Origin of the sequence: Nocardia mikamii NBRC 108933, assembly GCF_001613505.1 — a bacterium.
Lineage (GTDB): Bacteria > Actinomycetota > Actinomycetes > Mycobacteriales > Mycobacteriaceae > Nocardia > Nocardia mikamii.
Map to the genome: position 1 here is coordinate 1 of NZ_BDCM01000019.1, position 19,500 is coordinate 19,500.

The window sequence follows — 19,500 nt, forward strand, 5'->3', positions numbered from 1 at the left end:
CCATCTCATCCTCGAACAGGCGCAGAGCGTGGCGGCGCCGGTGGAGCCCGCACGCACCGCTCCGGCAGGCGGAATCCTGCCTTGGGTGTTGTCGGCGCGCAGTGCGCAGGCCCTCGCCGGCCAAGCCGACCGTCTCGCGACCCATATCGATGACGAGCACGATCCGATGGACATCGGCTTGTCGCTGGCGTCCACCCGGAGTGTGCTCGAGCATCGCGCCGTCGTCCTGGCGGGCGACCATGCCGAATTACTCACGAGCACAGCGGGATTGGCGGTCGGCGAGCACTCGCCGAGTGTGGTGTCGGGTCGGGTGGTGCCGGGTTCGACGGGTGTGGTGTTCTCGGGTCAGGGTGCGCAGTGGGCCGGTATGGCTGCCGGGCTGCGGGCGTTCCCGGTGTTCGCCGAACACTTCGATGTGATCGTCGGCATGCTGGAACCGCTTCTGGGACAGACAATTTCGCTGCTCGAGGCTCTGGCGGATGATGATCTGGTCGACCGTACCGTGTTCGCGCAGGCGGGTTTGTTCGCGTTCGAGGTGGCGTTGTATCGGCTGCTGGAGTCGTGGGGCTTCCGTGCGGATGTGGTGGCTGGTCATTCGATCGGTGAGGTCGCCGCTGCGCATGTCGCGGGTGTGTTGTCGCTCGAGGACGCGTGTGTGCTGGTGGCGGCACGCGGGCGACTGATGCAGGCACTGCCCGTCGGCGGGGCGATGATCGCGGTCGGTGCGTCCGAGACCGACGTGCTGACCCTGCTGAACTCCGGTGTGGTGCCGGCCGGTGACGTGTCGATCGCCGCGGTGAACGGTCCCGCGGCGGTCGTGCTCTCCGGGGCCGAGGACCAGGTCTGCGCCCTGGCCGATGCCGGTGCCGAGCGTGGTTGGCGCACGCATCGCCTGCGGGTGTCGCATGCGTTCCATTCGGCGTCGATGGAGCCGATGCTCGCCGAATTCGCGTCGGCCATCGACGGTGTGAACTTCCGACGTCCGGATGTCGCACTGGTGTCCACGGTGACCGGAGCGAGGGTGACCGATGAGATGTCGGTCCCGACGTACTGGGTGCGCCAGGTCCGGGATACGGTGCGCTTCGCCGATGCGGTGACCGCGATGGCGGCGCTGGGAGTGTCCCGCTTCGCCGAGGTCGGCCCGGATGCGGTGCTGGCCCCGATGGTCACACAAACCCTCGAACACCATGCGACACCGGTGCCCACGACGTCGGGGCCGGTCGTGGTGGCGGTGGCGCGCCGGAATCGTGCCGATGCCCGCACGGTCGCGGCCGGCGCCGCCGGACTGTTCGTCGCGGGCGCGAAGGTCGAGTGGGCCCGCTGGTACGCGGGGACCGGAGCACGGCGAATCGACCTGCCCACCTATGCCTTCCAGCGCCGGCGCTACTGGCTGGGACCGAACGCCGGCGTCGGCGGTGACCTCCGGGCGATGGGCCTGGCGGCCACCGGACATCCCCTGCTGTCGGCGGTGGTGTCGCAACCGGAGTCCGATACGGCGACGTTCACCGGCCGCCTGTCGGTGCCGGCCCATCCGTGGCTGGCCGATCACCGGGTGATGGACACGGTGCTGTTCCCCGGAACCGGCTTCGTCGAATTCGCCCTGCACGCCGGGGAACGAGTCGGTACTCCGATGCTCGACGAGTTGGTGCTGCACGCACCGCTGGTACTGCCGCACATCGGCGGAGTCGCGGTACGTGTGGTGCTCGGCGAGCCGGACGCGGCGGGCCGTCGTGCGGTCCGGATCTTCTCCTGCCCCGACCGTGATGTCGACGCGACGCCGTCGTGGACGATGCATGCCGAAGGCGTTCTCACCCCGGACGAGGCCGAGGAATTCGAATCGGTTCCCTGGCCGCCGGCCGGCGCCGCCGCTGTCGACGTCGACGGCGTCTACGACGAACTCTCGCAGCTCGGCTACGGGTACGGCCCGGAGTTTCGAGGTTTGCGAGCGGCCTGGCAGCGCGGGCGGGAACTGTTCGCCGAGATCGCGCTCCCCGACACCGGGCACGCCGACGGGTTCGGCATCCATCCGGCGCTGTTCGATGCCGCACTACACGCCGGAATCGTGCACGGCTTCCGCAGCGGCGACATCGGCGATTCCCCGGCGTTGCCGTTCATGTGGAACCGGGTGGCACTGCACGCGACCGGCGCCACGGTGCTGCGCGTGCGGATTTCACCGGACGACGACGGATTCGGTGTGCGAATCACCGACCGGCACGGGCAGCCGGTGCTGTCGGTCGGCGCTCTCGTATCGCGGCCCGTGCCCGCCGAGCGCCTGACCGCGCATCCGAGCTCGGACTCGCTGTTCGGCGTGGAGTGGATCGCCGCCGCGCCGGCGTCCGCGACGGTCGAACCGAACCGCATCGCGGTGGTGGGTTCCGGACCGAACTCCGAAGGTCGGCCACGTCATCGCGATCTCGCGGCACTGATCGCCGAACTGGACGCGGCCGAGGATACGGTCGCACCCGACGTCGTCGTTCTCGAATGCCCCGACGACGAGTCCGCACCCCCCGCCGCGGCCCGGCGGATCGCCGCCGCAGTCCTCGAGGCCGTGCAATTGTGGTTGCGCACGTCGCTTTTCGCGAGCTCTCGACTGGTCGTTGTCACCAGGCATGCCGTGTCCGTCGGCGGGCCCGAACAGGTGAATCTGGCGCAAGCGCCGGTGTGGGGTCTGGTGCGCGCCGCGCAGGCCGAGCACCCCGGCCGTTTCCAGCTCCTCGACCTGAGTCGTGACCAGGATCCCGTCGCCGCGCTGACCGCGACGGCGCCGGACGCCACCGAGCCGGAGGTTGCGGTGCGCGGGACGGACGTGCTGGTACCGCGGTTGCGCCGGCACGGCACCGGGGCGGCCGTTCCCTCGATCGCACCCGGCACCGTGCTGGTCACCGGCGGAACCGGTGGCCTCGGAGCCTTGATGGCCCGGCACCTCGTGATGAAACACGGTGTGGCGCAGCTGGTTCTGGCGTCGCGCAGCGGACTGGACGCGCCCGGCGCCGAGCAGTTGCGTGACGAACTGGTCGAGCTGGGCGCGCAGGTGCGGATCGCGGCCTGCGATGTGTCGGACCGCGAGGCGTTGGCCGCGTTGATCGACGATATTCCGGACGAGCATCCGCTGGTCGGCGTGGTGCATGCGGCGGGCGCCGCCGACAACGGACTGGTCGAATCGATCACGCCGGATCGGATCGGGCCGGTGTTCGCACCGAAGGTCGACGCGGCCTGGCATCTGCACGAGTTGACGTGTGATCGGTCGTTGTCGCTGTTCGTGGTGGTGTCGTCGGCCGGCGGTTCGGTGCTGGCGGCCGGGCAGGCGAACTATGCCGCGGCGAACGTCTTTCTGGACGCCCTGGCCGCCTACCGCCGCGCCGCAGGTCTACCCGCGACCGCCATCGACTACGGACTGTGGGCGACATCGACCGGCCTCGGTTCGATGCTGTCGGACGGGGACGTCGAGCGAATCCGGCGGCAGGGGCTTCCGCCGCTGAGCGAGACCGAAGGGCTGGAGCTGTTCGATCTGGCGATCGCCACCGAATCCGCGCAGCTGGTGGCATTGCGGATCGATCCGGCGGCCCTGCGCGACCGCGGCGACGCGCTCCCGGCGCTGCTGCGTGGCATCGTTGCCGCCCCGATACGCCGCCGGACACGAAATGAGCATCCGGAATCCGCATTCGCCGATACGCTGGCGGGTTTGTCGGAGGGGGATCGGCATGCGGTGGTGTTGGATGTGGTGCGGTCGGTGGCTGCGGGTGTGTTGGGGCATGTGTCGGTGGATGGTGTTGAGCCGGGGCGTGCTTTTTCGCAGTTGGGTTTTGATTCGTTGGGTGCGGTGGAGTTTCGGAATCGGTTGTCTGTGGCGACGGGTTTGAAGCTTCCGGCGACGTTGATTTTCGATTATCCGAATGCGGAGGTGGTGGCGGAGTTCATCGGGTCGGAGCTGGCCGGCGGGCAGGTTGTCGAGGAAGGGCCGGTCGGCCGGGTTCGGGTTGATGATGATCCGGTTGCGATTGTGGCGATGAGTTGCCGGTATCCGGGTGGTGTGGCGTCGCCGGAGGATTTGTGGCGGTTGGTCGCCGAGGGCATCGACACCACCGGGGAGTTGCCGGTCGACCGTGGCTGGGATGTCGACGGTATCTACGACCCCGAGCCCGGAAAGCCAGGCAAGACATACGCGCGCACCGGTGGATTCCTGTATTCCGCAGCCGATTTCGACGCCGACTTCTTCGGTATCAGTCCCAATGAGGCCATGGTGATGGATCCGCAGCAGCGCTTGCTGCTGGAGATCTCGTGGGAGGCGCTGGAACGGGCCGGGATCGATCCGGCCGTGCTGCGCGGCAGCGCCACCGGTGTGTTCACCGGTGTCATGTACCACGACTACGCACAGGGCACCGGCAAGGCCGGAAGCGCCGGCGGCAGTCTGGTCTCCGGTCGGATCGCCTACACGCTGGGGCTGGAAGGTCCTGCGGTGTCGGTGGATACGGCGTGTTCGTCGTCGCTGGTGGCGATGCATCTGGCCGCGCAGTCGCTGCGGTCGGGCGAATGCGATCTGGCGTTGGCCGGCGGTGTCGCGGTCATGGCCACGCCGGATATGTTCCTCGAATTCGGCAGGCAGCGTGGATTGTCGCCCGACGGCCGGTGTAAGTCGTTCGCGGATGCGGCCGATGGCGTGGGGTGGGCCGAGGGCGCGGGAATGCTCGTGCTGGAGCGGCTTTCCGATGCTCGCCGCCATGGTCATGAGGTTGTGGCGGTGTTGGCGGGTTCGGCGGTGAATCAGGACGGTGCGTCGAACGGTTTGACGGCGCCGAACGGTCCGTCGCAGCGACGGGTGATCCGGCAGGCGTTGGCCAATGCCGGTCTTTCGCCCGCCGAGGTCGACGCCGTGGAAGGCCACGGTACGGGTACGACGCTGGGTGATCCGATCGAGGCCCAAGCGCTGCTCGCCACCTATGGTCGAAATCGGGGCGCCGCCGATCCCCTGTGGTTGGGCTCGTTGAAATCGAATATCGGCCATGCTCAGGCCGCCGCGGGCGTGGGTGGTGTGATCAAGATGGTCATGGCGATGCGCCACGGCGTGCTGCCGAAGACACTGCATGTCGACCGGCCGAGTACGAAAGTCGATTGGTCCGAGGGCAGTATCCGGTTGCTGACCGAGTCGGTCGAGTGGCCGCGGGTGAATCGGCCGCGTCGCGCCGGTATCTCGTCCTTCGGACTCAGCGGCACCAACGCCCACCTCATCGTCGAACAGGCGCCGGACGTCCCGGCCTCCCTACCGGAGACCAGGACCGCTCCGGCCGGCGGGGTCCTCCCGTGGGTGATCTCGGCACGCGACGGTGCGGCCCTGGCCGAACAGGCCCGACGTCTGACCGCCCGGATCGGCGACCGGCATGCGGTCGACGTCGGTTACTCGCTCGCGACCTCGCGAGTGGTGTTCGACCACCGCGCCGTGGTGCTGGCCGCCGAACGCGACGGCCTGCGGACCGGTACTCAGGCCCTCGGGCGCGGAGAGCCCCTTCCCGGCGTGGTGTCGGGTCGGGTGGTGCCGGGTTCGACGGGTGTGGTGTTCTCGGGTCAGGGGGCGCAGTGGGCCGGTATGGCCGCGGGACTGCGTGTGTATCCGGTGTTCGCCGAGCATTTCGATGCGATCGTCAACCTGCTGGAACCCGGTCTGGGACAGACGGTTTCGCTGTCGGATGCGCTGACCGACGAGGAACTGATCGACCGGACGGTGTACGCGCAGGCGGGTCTGTTCGCCTTCGAGGTGGCGCTCTATCGTCTGCTCGAATCGTGGGGATTCCGTGCGGATGTGGTCGCAGGTCATTCGATCGGTGAGGTCGCGGCCGCACACGTAGCGGGCGTTCTGTCGCTGGCGGACGCGTGTGTGCTGGTGGCTGCGCGCGGGCGACTGATGCAGGCGCTGCCGGCGGGCGGAGCGATGGTCGCGGTGGGCACTTCCGAGGCCGCGATGCTGACGCTGCTGGATTCCGCCGGTGCGGCGGCCGGTGACGTGTCGATCGCGGCGGTGAACGGCCCGTCCTCGGTGGTGCTGTCCGGTGTCGAAGCCGATGTGCGGGCGATGGCCGATATGTGTGCCGGAAAAGGTTGGCGCACACATCGTTTGCGGGTGTCGCATGCGTTCCATTCGGCGTTGATGGAGCCGATGCTCGCCGATTTCGCCGCCGCGATGGACGCGGTGGCGTTCGGGCGTCCGACTGTGGCTGTGGTGTCGACGGTGACCGGCGCCAGGGTGACCGATGAGATGTCGGTTGCGTCGTATTGGGTGAATCAGGTTCGGGATACGGTGCGGTTCGCCGACGCGGTGACGGCGATGGCGGAGTCCGGGGTGTCCCGTTTCGCCGAGCTCGGGCCGGACGCGGTGCTGACCCCGATGGTCACCCAGACCCTCGACGCCACATCCCCGGTGGTGGCGGCGTCGTCCCGCCGCCACCAGGCGGATCCGCCGACCCTGACGGCCGCACTGGCGACCCTGTTCGTCTGCGGCGCGGACGTGAACTGGGGCGCCCTCTACTCCGGAACCGGCGCCCGGCGAATCGACTTGCCCACCTACGCGTTCCAGCGTCGGCGGTATTGGTTGTCCGACGAGCCCACGGCATCCGGTGGCGCCCGCGCGATGGGCCTGGTCGCCACGGAACATCCGCTGGTCTCGGCCGTGGTCTCCCAGCCGGACGCCGACGGTGCGGATCTCAGCGGCCGCCTGTCACTGCGGACACATCCCTGGCTGGCCGATCACGCGGTCATGGACACCGTCCTGTTCCCCGGCACCGGTCTGGTCGAACTCGCCCTGTACGCCGGTGAACAAGTCGGCTGCGCTCACCTCGAACAGTTGGTCCTGCGCGCCCCGCTGGCGCTGTCGGAAACCTCCGGCACCGCGGTGCGCGTCGTGGTCGGCGCCCGGGACGAGGCCGGTCGTCGCGCGGTGCGGATCTTCTCCCGCCGCGAGGACGACGCCGACGCCCTGCCGTCCTGGACGGTGCATGCCGAAGGCACACTCACATCCGAAAATGCCGGTGCCGCTGTCGAATTGCGGCAGTGGCCGCCTGCGGGCGCGGTCGCGGTGGACATCGACGAGGTGTACGACGCCCTCGACGCGCAGGGATACCACTACGGTCCCGCGTTCCAGGCGCTGCGCGCGGTCTGGCGAGCGACCGGCGACGTCCTCTACGCCGAGGTCGCGCTGTCCGAGACCGTCGGCTCCGACGCCCAGCGGTTCGGCATCCACCCGGCGCTGCTGGACGCGGCCCTCCATGCGTTGCGATTCGCCGACGCGCGGCCGGACGGACCGGCGTTGCCGTTCGAGTGGTCCGGAGTCACCGTATACGCGGCGGGGGCCGATGCGCTGCGGGTGCGGCTCACCCGCGTGGGGGAGCGCGGCGTAGCGCTGGATCTGGCGGATACCACGGGTGCTCCGGTGGCGACGGTGCGTCACCTCGCCTCCCGTCCTGTCGATCCCGCGCAGCTCACCACCGGCGCAGCCGTCGGCAACGCGCTGTTCCGGATCGACTGGACACCGATCGGGGTGGACGTCGCCGAAATCGCCACGGCCACATGGCCGCAACTCGGTGACGAGGTACCGCCGGTCGTGGTGCTGGACTGCCCTGCGGGCAACGATCCCGCCACGATTCACGCCGCGACACACCATGTGCTCGAGGTCCTGCGGTCCTGGACGACGAGCCGGCGATTCACCGAATCGGTCCTCGTGGTCCGGACGACCGGTGCGGTGTCGGTGGCCGGAGAGGACATCACGAATCCGGCCGGCGCCGCCGTCGGTGGCCTCGTGCGCTCCGCGCAAGCCGAGCATCCGGGTCGCATCGTTCTGGTCGACACGGATGCCGACCTCGATGATCTGCTCGGCGGCATCCTGGCCGCGGCCGAACCGCAGGTGGCCGTGCGGGCCGGACGAGTGCACGCCGCACGGCTGGTGCGGGCGGCTCCCGCCGCGGCCGCGGCCGCCGAGTTCGATCCGGACGAGACGGTGCTGGTCACCGGCGCCGGCGGGCTCCTGGCTGGGCTCTTCGCCCGGCATCTGGTCGCCACCCGCGGCGTCCGCCACCTGCTGATGCTGAGCCGGCGCGGCGAATCCGCCCCGGGTGCAGCCGCATTGCGGGCCGAACTCGGCGACCTCGGCGCCGACGTCGAATTCGCCGCCTGCGATGTCGCCGACCGCGACGCGCTGTCCGGCGTGCTGGCGGGTATACCCGCCGAGCGCCCGCTGACGGGCGTCTTCCATCTGGCCGGTGTGCTCGACGACGGCGCCGTCGCGTCGCTGACCCCGGCGCGGATGGATACGGTGCTGGGGCCCAAGGTCGATGCCGCATTCCATCTGCACGAGCTGACCGCCGACCTGCCCCTGCGGGCGTTCGTCCTGTTCAGCTCGGTGGCCGGTGCGTTCGGCAACCCCGGCCAGGGCAATTACGCCGCGGCCAACGCATATCTGGACGCGCTCGCCACGCACCGCGCCGCGACCGGTAGGTGCGGCACCTCCCTGGTGTGGGGTCTGTGGGACGGCGGTATGGCCGGGCAACTCGGCGACGTAGACCGGCACCGCATGTCCCGCTCGGGCCTGCTACCGCTCTCGGCCGATCAGGGTCTGGCGCTGTTCGACGCCGCGACCGGGATCGATGTGCCGGTGCTTGCCCGGCTCGACACCGAGAGCATTCGTCACTCCGGAAACGCCACGCCCGCACTGCTTTCCGGACTGGCGCCGGCTCGTCGCAGTGTGGCATCGGGTGCGTTCACGGCGCTGCGCGCCCGGGTCGCGAGCACTCCCGACAGCGAGCGCTTCGGGGTGCTGGTGGAGATCGTGCGCGGACAGATCGCCGCGACCCTCGGCCACGAGGACCCGAATTCGATTGCGGCGCAGCGGGCTTTCAACGAACTGGGCTTCGATTCGATCACCGCCATCGAATTCCGCAATGCCCTCAAAGCCGTCACGGGCCTGCCGCTGCCCGCCACCCTGGTGTTCGACTATCCGACGCCGGAGGCGCTGGCACGACATCTCGCCGAGGAGTTCACCGGAACCGCACGAGACAGCGAGGTCACCGCGACCCGGGCGGTCGGCGACGACCCGATCGCGGTGGTCGGCATGGCGTGCCGGTACCCCGGCGGGATCACCTCGCCCGAGGACCTCTGGGATCTGGTGCGCACCGGCGCAGACGGCATCACGACGCTCCCGGCCGACCGAGGCTGGGACATCGCCGGCATCTACGACCCGGAACCCGGCCGCGCGGGCAAGTCCTACACCAGGGAAGGCGGATTCCTGCACGGCGCAGCCGATTTCGATCCCGAGTTCTTCGGTATCGGCCCCAACGAGGCCACCATGATGGACCCCCAGCAGCGGCAGTTGCTGGAGACGACCTGGGAAGCGCTGGAGCGCGCCGGTGTCGACCCCACGATGCTGCGGGGCAGCTCGACCGGTGTCTTCGCCGGCGTGATGTACCACGACTACGCCCAGGGCAGCGGCAACAGCGCGACCGGCAGCCTGGTCTCCGGGCGGATCGCCTACACGCTGGGGCTGGAAGGTCCTGCGGTGTCGGTGGATACGGCGTGTTCGTCGTCGCTGGTGGCGTTGCATTTGGCCGCGGGTTCGTTGCGGTCGGGTGAGTGTGATCTGGCGTTGGCCGGTGGTGTGACGGTGATGGCGACGCCGGAGACGTTCGTGGAGTTCAGCCGCCAGCGTGGGTTGTCGCCCGATGGGCGGTGTAAGTCGTTCGCGGACGCGGCTGATGGTGTGGGGTGGGCCGAGGGTGTGGGTGTGCTCGTGTTGGAGCGGCTTTCGGATGCGCGGCGCAACGGCCATCGGGTTGTGGCGGTCGTCGCGGGTTCGGCGGTGAATCAGGATGGTGCGTCGAATGGTTTGACGGCGCCGAATGGTCCGTCGCAGCGGCGGGTGATTCGCCAGGCGTTGGCCAATGCGGGTTTGTCGCCGACGGATGTGGATGCGGTCGAGGCGCATGGTACGGGTACGACGTTGGGTGATCCGATCGAGGCTCAGGCGCTGCTTGCCACTTACGGTCAGGACCGTGGCGCAGATCGTCCCCTCTGGTTGGGGTCGCTCAAGTCGAATATCGGTCATGCCCAGGCTGCTGCGGGTGTGGGTGGTGTGATCAAGATGGTCATGGCGATGCGGCATGGGGTGTTGCCGAGGACGTTGCATGTGGATCGGCCGAGTACGAAGGTCGATTGGTCCGAGGGTGCTGTCGAGTTGTTGACCGAGCCGGTGCCGTGGCCGGAGGTGGGTCGTCCGCGTCGCGCGGGTGTGTCCTCGTTCGGAATCAGCGGCACCAACGCGCACGTGATCATCGAACAAGCACCGGCCACCGAGACCGCGCCGGCGGTGACCACCGTCCCGGCCGTCCTGCCGTGGCCGCTCTCCGCGCGCAACGATGACGCACTCACCGGCCAGGCGGCCCGCCTCGCTTCGCATGTGGACGCGCACGATCCGGATGCCGTGGATGTCGGCTTCTCGCTGGCGTCCACGCGTGCGGTGTTCGAGCATCGGGCCGTTGTCGTGGGCCGGGACCGTGACGGACTGCTCGCGGGAGTGCGTGCGTTGGGGGCGGGCGAGGCCGCGCCCGGTGTGGTGTCGGGTCGGGTGGTGCCGGGTTCGACGGGTGTGGTGTTCTCGGGTCAGGGGGCGCAGTGGGCCGGTATGGCCGCCGGGCTGCGGGCGTATCCGGTGTTCGCCGAGCATTTCGACCGTATCGTTTCCGAGCTGGAACCCGCTCTGGGACAGGATGTTTCGCTGGTCGCGGCGTTGGCGGACGATGACCTGGTCGACCGGACGGTGTTCGCGCAGGCGGGGTTGTTCGCGTTCGAGGTGGCGCTGTATCGGCTGCTGGAGTCGTGGGGCTTCCGTGCGGATGTGGTGGCGGGTCATTCGATCGGTGAGGTCGCGGCCGCACACGTAGCGGGCGTTCTGTCGCTGGCGGACGCGTGTGTGCTGGTGGGAGCGCGTGGTCGCCTGATGCAGGCGCTGCCGGCGGGTGGGGCGATGATCGCCGTCGGTGCGTCCGAGGCCGATGTCCTGGCCGTGCCGACCGGCGACGTCTCCATCGCCGCGGTGAACGGTCCGTCCTCGGTGGTGCTGTCCGGTGTCGAAGCCGATGTGCTGGCGGTCGCCGAGCGGTGTGCGGAAAAGGGTTGGCGCACACATCGTTTGCGGGTGTCGCATGCGTTCCATTCCGCATCGATGGAACCGATGCTGGACGAATTCGCCTCGGCGATAGGCGCTGTGACGTTCCAGCGCCCGGATATGCCGCTCGTGTCCACCGCAACCGGAACCAGAGTGACCGGCGAGATGTCGGACCCGTCCTACTGGGTGCGCCAGGTTCGCGACGCGGTGCGATTCGCCGACGCGGTCCACACGATGGCGGAATTGGGAGCGACACGCTTCGCCGAGGTCGGGCCCGACGCGGTGTTGACACCCATGGTCGCCCGAACCCTCGATGCCGCAACCACGATCGCCCTCACCACCCGCCACCACGCGGACCCGGAGACCGTGCTGACCGGGCTCGCCCGCCTGTACGTCGCGGGTGCGCCGGTGGATTGGGCCGGCTGTTACGCCGGCTCCGGAGGCACCCGGACGGATCTGCCGACCTATCACTTCCAGCACCGCCGCTTCTGGGCCACGGGCCGGCTGCACGCCGGAGAACCGTCGGCGCTCGGCCTACGGTCCACCGAGCACCCCATGCTGGGCGCGTTGGTCGCGCAGCCCGAAGGCGGCGGCGTCCGCCTCACCGGGCGGTTGTCCACGGCCACGCATCCGTGGCTGGCCGATCACGACGTCCTCGGCGTGGTGCTGCTGCCCGGAACCGGATTCGTCGAGTTGGCGGTCCACGCCGGAGAACAGGTCGGCTGTCCGGAACTGGCCGATCTCACACTGCTCGCGCCGCTGACGTTCAGCGGGCCCGGCGGAGTGCAGATCCAGGTGGTCGTGGGCGATGGTGACCAGACCGGTCACCGGCGGATCGACATCTACTCCCGCCGGGACGAGGACGATCCGGCAGTCCCGTGGACACATCACGCGCAAGGGCAGATGAGCCCGAGCGGGGAGACCGGCGAACCGGCGGACTGGGCCGATTTCGTGCAGTGGCCGCCGGTCGGCGCCACGGAGGTCACGGTGGACGGCGCGTACGACGAACTCGCCGACCACGGATACCGGTACGGTCCCGCCTTCCGCGGTCTGACGGCGGTGTGGCGGCGCGGCGACGACCTCTTCGCCGAGGTCGCGCTGCCGGAGCAGACCGCCGCACGGGGTTACGGCATGCATCCGGCCCTGCTCGACGCGGCCCTGCACGCGCTCACCGTCGGCCTGCCGCGGGGCACGGACGACGAGGACGAGCGGCAGACCCTGGTTCCGTTCACCTGGTCGTCGGTGCGTCTGTATGCCGACGGCGCCCGCCGGGCGCGGGTGCGCCTGACCGAACCCGACGAGGGCGCGGTCACGGTCGCGCTGGCCGATTCCGCCGGTGCGCCGCTGCTTTCGGTGCGGTCGCTCGCATTGCGTCCGCTCTCACCCGAACTGCTCGCGGCATCGTCTCGTCCCTCCGGCGACGCGCTGTACGAACTCGCGTGGCGGCCCGGCCCGCAGCCGCGCCCCGCGGCGGAGAATTCCTGGGCCGAGTGGGGTGCGCCGGAGCCGGCCTCGGTCCTCGTCTACCGGCCCCCGGTCGACGAGGTCGCGGTACCGGTGCGGCTGCGCACGGCTCTGCACGACACACTCCGTGTCGTTCAGGAGTTCCTGAACGACGAACGTTGTGCCGCAAGCACTCTCGCGGTCGTCACCGACTCCACCGGTGATCCGGCCGCGGCCGCGGTATGGGGCCTGGTACGCGCCGCGCAGGCGGAGAATCCGGGACGAATCGTGCTCGTGGAGGCGGACGGGAGCACCGCGACGCACGACCTCGTGGCCGCTGCGGCGACCGGTGAACCGGAACTGGCCGTCGACGCGGCCGGGATTCGGGTGCCGCGACTCGTCCGGGCCGCGGCTCCCGCGACGACGCTACCCACCGCGTGGGATTCCGAACGGACCGTCCTGATCACCGGTGGCACCGGCGGGATCGGCGGCCACCTCGCCCGGCATCTGGTGCATACGCACGGGGTGCGCCATCTGGTGCTGGCCGGTCGGCGCGGACCGGCCGCCGCCGCGGATCTCGTCGCGGAACTCGGCGCTTTCGGCGCCCGGGTTCGGGTTGCGGTGTGCGACGTCACCGACCGGGACGCGGTGCGGCAACTGCTCGACTCGATCCCCGCCGAGCATCGGCTGGGCGCGGTCGTGCACGCGGCCGGGGTCGCCGACAACGGCCTGGTCGACACCTTGACCCCGGGCCAGATCGATCACTGCCTGAGCGCCAAGGCCGATGCCGCCTGGTACCTGCACGAGCTCACCCGCGACGCCGGACTGTCCGCGTTCGTCACGATCTCCTCGGTAGCGGGGTCGATCCTGCCCGCCGGCCAGGGCGGATACGCGGCGGCGAACCTGTTCCTCGACGCGCTCGCGACCCATCGCCACGCCGAAGGCCTACCGGCCACGTCACTCGCCTACGGCATGTGGGATATCGACACCGGATTGTCGCAGTGGCTCGGCGAGGCCGACCGGCAGCGCATGCGGCGCCAAGGCTTTTCGCCGCTGCCCGCCGACGCCGCCCTCGAATTGTTCGACGCGGCACTGTCTTCCGGCCGTCCGGTGCAGGTGCCGGTGGCGATCGACCACGCCGTACTGCGTGCCCGCGACGCGGTCCCCGCACTCCTCAGGGATCTGGCCGCGAAGCCGGGACGGCGGCAACGGGTCACGACACCCGACGCCGCGGCACTGCGCAACCATCTGGCGCAGTTGGCTGAGCCTGACCGGGAACAGTGGCTGCTGACGCACATCCTCGAGCATGCCGCCCGGCTGCTCGGCCACGGCGGCACCGATGCGCTCGACCCGGAGCGGGACTTCCTCGAATCGGGATTCGACTCGCTGGCCGCCATGGAGTTGCGCGGCGCGCTCAACGCGTCCACCGGGCTGGCGCTGTCCACGGCAGCGATCTTCGACCACAAGACGCCCGCCGCGCTGGCCCGGCACCTCCGCGAGGAACTCGGCACCGCGCCCCGCCCGGTCGACAGCCCTGCGGACGTGGACGATTCCCTGTACGGGATGTTCCGGGGCGCGGTGACGACCGGTCAGGCCGGTAAGGGCTTCGCCCTGCTGCGGGCGGTAGCGGAACTGCGGGACCACTTCACCGCCGACGACCGACCGGAACGGCTGCCGGCGCCGGCCCGGCTCGCCGCGGGCTCGGCCCTGCCCCGGATCATCTGCCTCAATCCGCCGCTGGCCACCGGCGGTGCGCACCAGTACGCCCGGATCGCATCGCAGCTGCGCACCGGCCGCGACGTACTGGCGCTGCCGCTGATCGGTTTCGGTGCGGGCGAGCCACTCCCGGCGACACCGGTCGCCGCGCTCGCTGCGGCGGCGCGCGGCGTGCTGGAGGCCGCGCAGGGCGAGCCGTTCGTCCTGCTCGGGCACTCCTCGGGTGGTCTGCTGGCCTACCTGGTCACCGAATATCTGGAGGCGGCAGGCGGTCGGGCTCCCGCCGGCGTGGTCATGCTGGACGCCTACCCCGCGCACGAGGGCGCGGAATGGCTGCTGCGAGAGATGGCCGAACACATGGTCGCGAACGAGGCCACATTCGGTCGGTTCGACCAGGCCCGGCTCACCGGAATGGGCCGGTATGTGCAGGTGCTGCACGAGCTGGTGCCGGGTTCCGTCGAGACACCGGCACTGTTCGTCCAGTGTGCGCGGTCGTTCCTGGACGGCTCCGCGGAGCGTGCGGATTGGCAGACCCGGCCGTGGGACGCGACTCATACCGTCGTGCCGGTGGCGGCCGATCACTTCACGATTCTGGAGGACGGCGCGGCGGAGGTCGCCGAGGCGATCGAGGGCTGGCTCGTACGCTGACGGCGGCGACCGGGCGGGCTCGAACGCTCGCCCGGTCGTTCTCGCTACCTCGACAGCGCTCGCGAACTGTGCTGGGAAATCAACTGCGCCACCGCATCAGCATTGGCGTCGAGAAAGAAATGACCGCCGGGAAATGTGCGGGCGAGGAAATCTCCGGTGGTGTGCGAGCGCCAAGCCTCGATATCGGCGAGACTCGCATCGGCGTCGCGATCACCGGCCAGTGCGACGAGGCGGCATTCGACGGTCGCCCCCGGGGCGCAGGCGTAGGTTTCGATGGCCCGGTAGTCGTTTCTGGTGACCGTCAGGATCATCTCGCGCATTTCCGGATCCTCGAGCAGAGCTGCCGGGGTGCCGCCGTAGTTCAGGAGATGATCGGCCAGCGCGCGGTCGCTCAGCGTGTGCATCACCTCGGTGCCCTGTTGCGACGGGGCACGGCGGCCCGAGGCGAACAGTACCGCCGCCCGCGCCTCGGTCTCCCGTTCGAGGCGCAGGCAGGTTTCGAATGCGACCGCGGATCCCATGCTGTGGCCGAACAGGGAGAAATGCGATGCGTCGGCGAGCGTTTCGGTCAATTCGGTGAACAGGCCGTCGACGAGATCGGAAATGGTATCGACGAGCGGTTCACGCCGGCGGTCCTGCCGCCCGGGGTATTGCACGGCGACGACGTCGTATTCCGATCCGAGGCGTTTGGCCAACGGCCCGTACGAGATGGCGGATCCACCGGCATGGGGGAAGCAGACCACCGTGTGCGATCCGTTCTCCGGAGCGGGGGACAGACGACGCAGCCAGCTATTACCCACGAGCCGAAAGCCTACACCGACGGAAAACCCTGACGTCGCAGATGTTCTCGCAGGTGGTGCCTGCCTTTGAGACTGTCGCGGTCGGCGAGGCGGTGGAGAACGGTGGCGATCCAGCCGATCGAACGACCGTGTTCGGCATTGTATTCGGCCAGCCGGATGTCGTAATCGTCGATCACGGCATCCCCGGTGGCGTCGTAGACGTCGTGGTGCAGGACCGCGCGTTGCGGAAGCCGCGGTTTCACACCGGCGGATTCGGCCGGGTCGGGGACACCGACCGCCAGCCCGAAGGCGGCGAACACTCGGTCCGGCAGATTCAATTCGGCGGCGACGCCGTCGGGGTTGTTGCGGATACCGCCCACGAAGACGGTGCCCAGACCCAGTGATTCGGCGGCGATCACCGCGTTCTGCGCCGCGAGCGACGTATCCACGAAACCGAGGATCGTGGACTCGAGGTATTCGGTCGCGTCGACTGTCGCCTGGCGGGCCGCCGCGAGCCGTGCGATCCGGCCCAGGTCGGCCAGCCACACCAGGAACAGCGGTGCGCGGCGGATGAAATCCTGATCGCCCGCCAGCGTGGCCAGTCGATCGCGGCGCGCCGGATCCCGCACCGCGACGACGCTCCACGCCTGCAGATTCGACGAGGTCGACGCCGACTGTGCCGCCGCGACGATCGCGGTCAGCTCCTCCTCACCCACGGGCTCGTCGAGAAAGGCGCGCACCGACCGGTGCGCGAGCTGCAACTCGATCACCGAATTGGTCCGCGCCAGCGAGGTCAGCTCCGGATCGCGGTAGCGGCCGCGCACGGGATGCAGGTTCGTCGTCGTCACCCGGACAGTGTGGCGTCCCGCGCCGGGGGAGCTCCATCGTTGCGATCACCGTGCGCCGATGGACCGCCGCGGTTGTGACCTACACCGAGGCCACCTCGCTCGGCGAATGGATGGGCGGATGCGGTGTCGGCGAAACGGTTTGGCCGCGTTGACGGTTGCGCTGGCGGCCGTCGGGAGGGTGTCCACGGTGACGGCCGCACGCGCCGAGCCGCCGGGGCGCTGGGAATCGATCTACTCGACCTCGTCGCCGGGGAGCTCCGTCGTCTCGTCGGCGGTCACCCTCGCGGCGGCGCTGCCACCGGACTACCCGACACATCCCGCGGATGAGCGATTCACACCCCGCCACCAGGCGTTTTGGTTTTCTCCGGACGGTTGCGTAGGGTTGAACATACCGACGCGGGGTGGAGCAGCTCGGTAGCTCGCTGGGCTCATAACCCAGAGGTCGCAGGTTCAAATCCTGTCCCCGCTACTAGGGAGTGCGGTCCCGGAACCACTGGTTCCGGGACCGTTTTTCGTCGGTCCGCAGTCGCGAGGAAACGCCGCGCCGGCATGGGCCGGGCGCCACATCCGGGGTGGCCGTCCTGGCTGCCGGCCGAGTGTTCCCGGATCAGGGACGCACGGCCCCGGCCGGGACGCCGGGTTCCACGGGCGCGCCGAACCAGGACCTCAGTGCTGCCCGCAGGCCGGATTCCGCGGTGTCCGCGGGTTCGCCGACGGTCGCGGCCCAGGCGGTGTGCGCATCCGGGCGGATGAGGAGGGCGTCGGCGGGCCGATCAGCGGTCTCGGCGGTGCGAATCTCGATGCGGTGCTTCCATTCTCGTGCCGCCGCGCGCAGCTCCGGCCGACCGGCCAGATCGAGCAGGACGGGCCGCGCGTCCTGCAGCAGTGCGGTGCTGCCTTCGCCGGTGCGCGGAGCCAGGTTCGGCGCGAAGGCACCGGTCAAGGCGTGACCGTTCGGGTTGGGCAGCTCGTAGCGGATGTCGGCGCCGGCGATGAGGGCGCCCATGCGTCGCAGGGGCTGGTCGTCGGTCAGGCGTTACCGGGCCCCGTGCCTGCCGTGCCGGGGCCACCCGCCCTTGGAATGGGTGACTGTGCGCGGAGGCACGGGGCGCGTGACGAAGCGCCGCCGGCCGGCCTGGGCAGGGAAGGTGGTGTGGTGCTTACGCATATTGTTACCGCCTCAGATGTAGTACTCTGACCGAAGTGTTTTGAACCGTAGTACTACAGATGGAGTGGTGTCAAGTGGTGCGTACGAATCCGGAACGCCGGCAGGCGCTGCTGGACGCGTCGATCGAGGTCCTGGCCCGGGAGGGGGCGCGCGGGCTGACCTTCCGGGCGGTGGATCAGGAGGCGGGAGTCCCGGCGGGCACGGCGTCCAACTACTTCCCCAATCGGGACGCGCTGCTCGTTCAGGTCGGCCACCGCTATTACGAGCGGCTGATCCCGAGCGAGGAAGCGATGGCGAAATCGCGCGGACCGCAGACCCGCGAGACCATGACCGAACTCATGACCGAGGTGGTCGAGCGCGTCTTCCATTTCCGCACCGGCTATCTCGCGATCCTCGAACTGCGGCTGGAGGCCACTCGCCGTCCCGAACTGCAGGCGCTGCTGACCGAACGAGTGCGCGCCGATCTGGACTTCAACATCGCCAACTTCCGTGAGTCGCAGCTGCCCGGCGACGAGGACGCAGTGGTGCTGCTGTACCTCGCCTTGAACTGGCTCATCCTCGAAAGACTCACGCTCCCCGGCATTTTCGACGAGCGGCGGGCCACCGAACTGGTCCGCACGATCGTGGAGCGTGCCATCCCCGCCGCGGGTTGATCGGCATTCGTCGGGGTGAACACCACTCACGGCTACCGACGCGCCCCGTGCCGCGGGGAGAATCAGCCGCCTGTCGGTGCTCCCGCCACCCGGCGCTCGCCGTTGTTGCGTTCCTGCCAGCGGCGGTAGACGTCGACCGCGTCGGCGCGGGACTCGTGGCGCATCGGCAGGCGGCGCTGATCCCACGGCTTGGCGAATTCGTCGTAGAAGGTGTTCAGCTCGAAGTACTTCCGGTCGTCGACGTAGTGCGGAGCGTAGGCCTCGCGGGTGGTGAGGAAGACGACCTCGTCGGGGGAGCAGTAGTACAGCGCGCCCAGGCACATCGGGCACGGCAGGGCGAGGATGTAGATCGTGGCTCCGGTCAGATGTTCGGTGCCGAGGGCGGTGCAGGCCTGGCGGATCGCGAGGATCTCCGCGTGTGCGGTCGGGTCGGCGGTCTGCGCGACCAGGTTGGGGCTTTCGGCGAGAATTTCCCCGTCCTTCACGATGACCGTCGCGAACGGCCGGCCGCCCTCCTCGACGTTGCGGCGGGCCAGATCGATGGTGCGTTGCGCGAAATCCATTGCACTCCTTGATGCGTCGTGGTCGAGAACAGGGTGTTCAGAAGGGTTTGGTGGGCAGGTACTTGCCGTCCAGCGTGATCACGGCGCGTTCGCCGCCCTCCGGATCGGGCACCTTGCGCACGTCGAGCTTGAAGTTGATGGCGCTGATGATGCCGTCGCCGAACTGCTCGTGGACCAGCGCCTTGAGCGTGGTGCCGTACACCTGCAGCATTTCGTAGAAGCGGTAGATCGTCGGATCCGTCGGCACGCCACCCGGAATCGACCCGCGGGTCGGGATGGTCTGCAGCAGCGCCGCCGCCTCGTCGCCCAGCCCGAGCAGTTCGGCCACGGCTTCCGCGGACTGTTTCGGCAGGGGGTGCTGCCCGAGGATCGCCGCGGTGACGAAGGCCGTCGAATAGCCGGCGGTATCGGCGATCTGCTGCCAGGTGAGATCCTTTGCGATCTTGGCCTCGACCGCTGTCGCGGCCAGCGCCTGGCGGGCGGCCGGATCGAATTGTGCGTGCACCATAGCGGTTCTCCATTCTTTCGGCCGCCGTATCACA

7 protein-coding genes and 1 tRNA gene are annotated in these 19,500 nt (G+C 69.5%); 3 read left to right on the top strand and 5 right to left on the bottom strand.

Features of this window, described 5'->3' with window-relative positions:
- Positions 1 to 28 precede the first annotated feature (28 nt).
- A complete protein-coding gene (locus tag NMI01S_RS35105; protein WP_218021137.1) occupies positions 29 to 14,947 on the top strand; it encodes a type I polyketide synthase in 14,919 nt (4,972 codons plus the stop codon).
- Positions 14,948 to 14,991: 44 nt separating this feature from the next.
- On the opposite strand, the gene NMI01S_RS28090 is transcribed toward NMI01S_RS35105, so the two are convergent.
- Together NMI01S_RS28090 and NMI01S_RS28095 are read right to left on the bottom strand one after the other, a co-directional pair.
- On the bottom strand, positions 14,992 to 15,747 hold the full coding sequence (locus NMI01S_RS28090; protein WP_063920893.1) for a thioesterase II family protein: 756 nt from the start codon (positions 15,745 to 15,747) through the stop codon (positions 14,992 to 14,994).
- An 11-nt stretch (positions 15,748 to 15,758) separates the two neighbouring features.
- Positions 15,759 to 16,574: an NADPH-dependent oxidoreductase gene (locus NMI01S_RS28095; protein ID WP_439956308.1), complete on the bottom strand. Its 816-nt coding sequence runs from the start codon at positions 16,572 to 16,574 to the stop codon at positions 15,759 to 15,761.
- Positions 16,575 to 16,969: 395 nt separating this feature from the next.
- Between NMI01S_RS28095 and NMI01S_RS28100 the strand changes: the two genes are divergently transcribed.
- A tRNA-Met gene (locus NMI01S_RS28100) sits at positions 16,970 to 17,043 on the top strand.
- A gap of 138 nt (positions 17,044 to 17,181) precedes the next feature.
- Here the strand turns inward: NMI01S_RS28100 and NMI01S_RS28105 are convergent.
- The gene (locus tag NMI01S_RS28105; RefSeq protein ID WP_063001737.1) at positions 17,182 to 17,580 is read right to left on the bottom strand and encodes an aromatic-ring hydroxylase C-terminal domain-containing protein; all 399 of its coding nucleotides are present in this window, start codon (positions 17,578 to 17,580) and stop codon (positions 17,182 to 17,184) included.
- A 236-nt stretch (positions 17,581 to 17,816) separates the two neighbouring features.
- Here NMI01S_RS28105 and NMI01S_RS28110 point away from each other — a divergent pair, with 236 nt between their 5' ends.
- Complete coding sequence (locus NMI01S_RS28110) at positions 17,817 to 18,395, top strand: TetR/AcrR family transcriptional regulator (protein WP_063001823.1); 579 nt, start codon at positions 17,817 to 17,819, stop codon at positions 18,393 to 18,395.
- Between the two features lie 62 nt (positions 18,396 to 18,457).
- Here the strand turns inward: NMI01S_RS28110 and NMI01S_RS28115 are convergent, their stop codons facing one another.
- Both NMI01S_RS28115 and cynS read right to left on the bottom strand, forming a co-directional pair.
- The gene (locus NMI01S_RS28115; protein ID WP_063001738.1) at positions 18,458 to 18,958 is read right to left on the bottom strand and encodes a nucleoside deaminase; all 501 of its coding nucleotides are present in this window, start codon (positions 18,956 to 18,958) and stop codon (positions 18,458 to 18,460) included.
- 37 nt (positions 18,959 to 18,995) lie between these two features.
- The gene (gene cynS, locus NMI01S_RS28120; protein ID WP_063001739.1) at positions 18,996 to 19,466 is read right to left on the bottom strand and encodes a cyanase; all 471 of its coding nucleotides are present in this window, start codon (positions 19,464 to 19,466) and stop codon (positions 18,996 to 18,998) included.
- Between the last annotated feature and the right edge of the window lie 34 nt (positions 19,467 to 19,500).

Bases quoted from the DNA above. Each gene is read 5' to 3' on its own strand.
- NMI01S_RS28105 (WP_063001737.1), bottom strand. From the start codon at position 17,580: ATGGGCGCCCTCATCGCCGGCGCCGACATCCGCTACGAGCTGCCCAAC.
- NMI01S_RS28115 (WP_063001738.1), bottom strand. From the start codon at position 18,958: ATGGATTTCGCGCAACGCACCATCGATCTGGCCCGCCGCAACGTCGAG.
- cynS (WP_063001739.1), bottom strand. From the start codon at position 19,466: ATGGTGCACGCACAATTCGATCCGGCCGCCCGCCAGGCGCTGGCCGCG.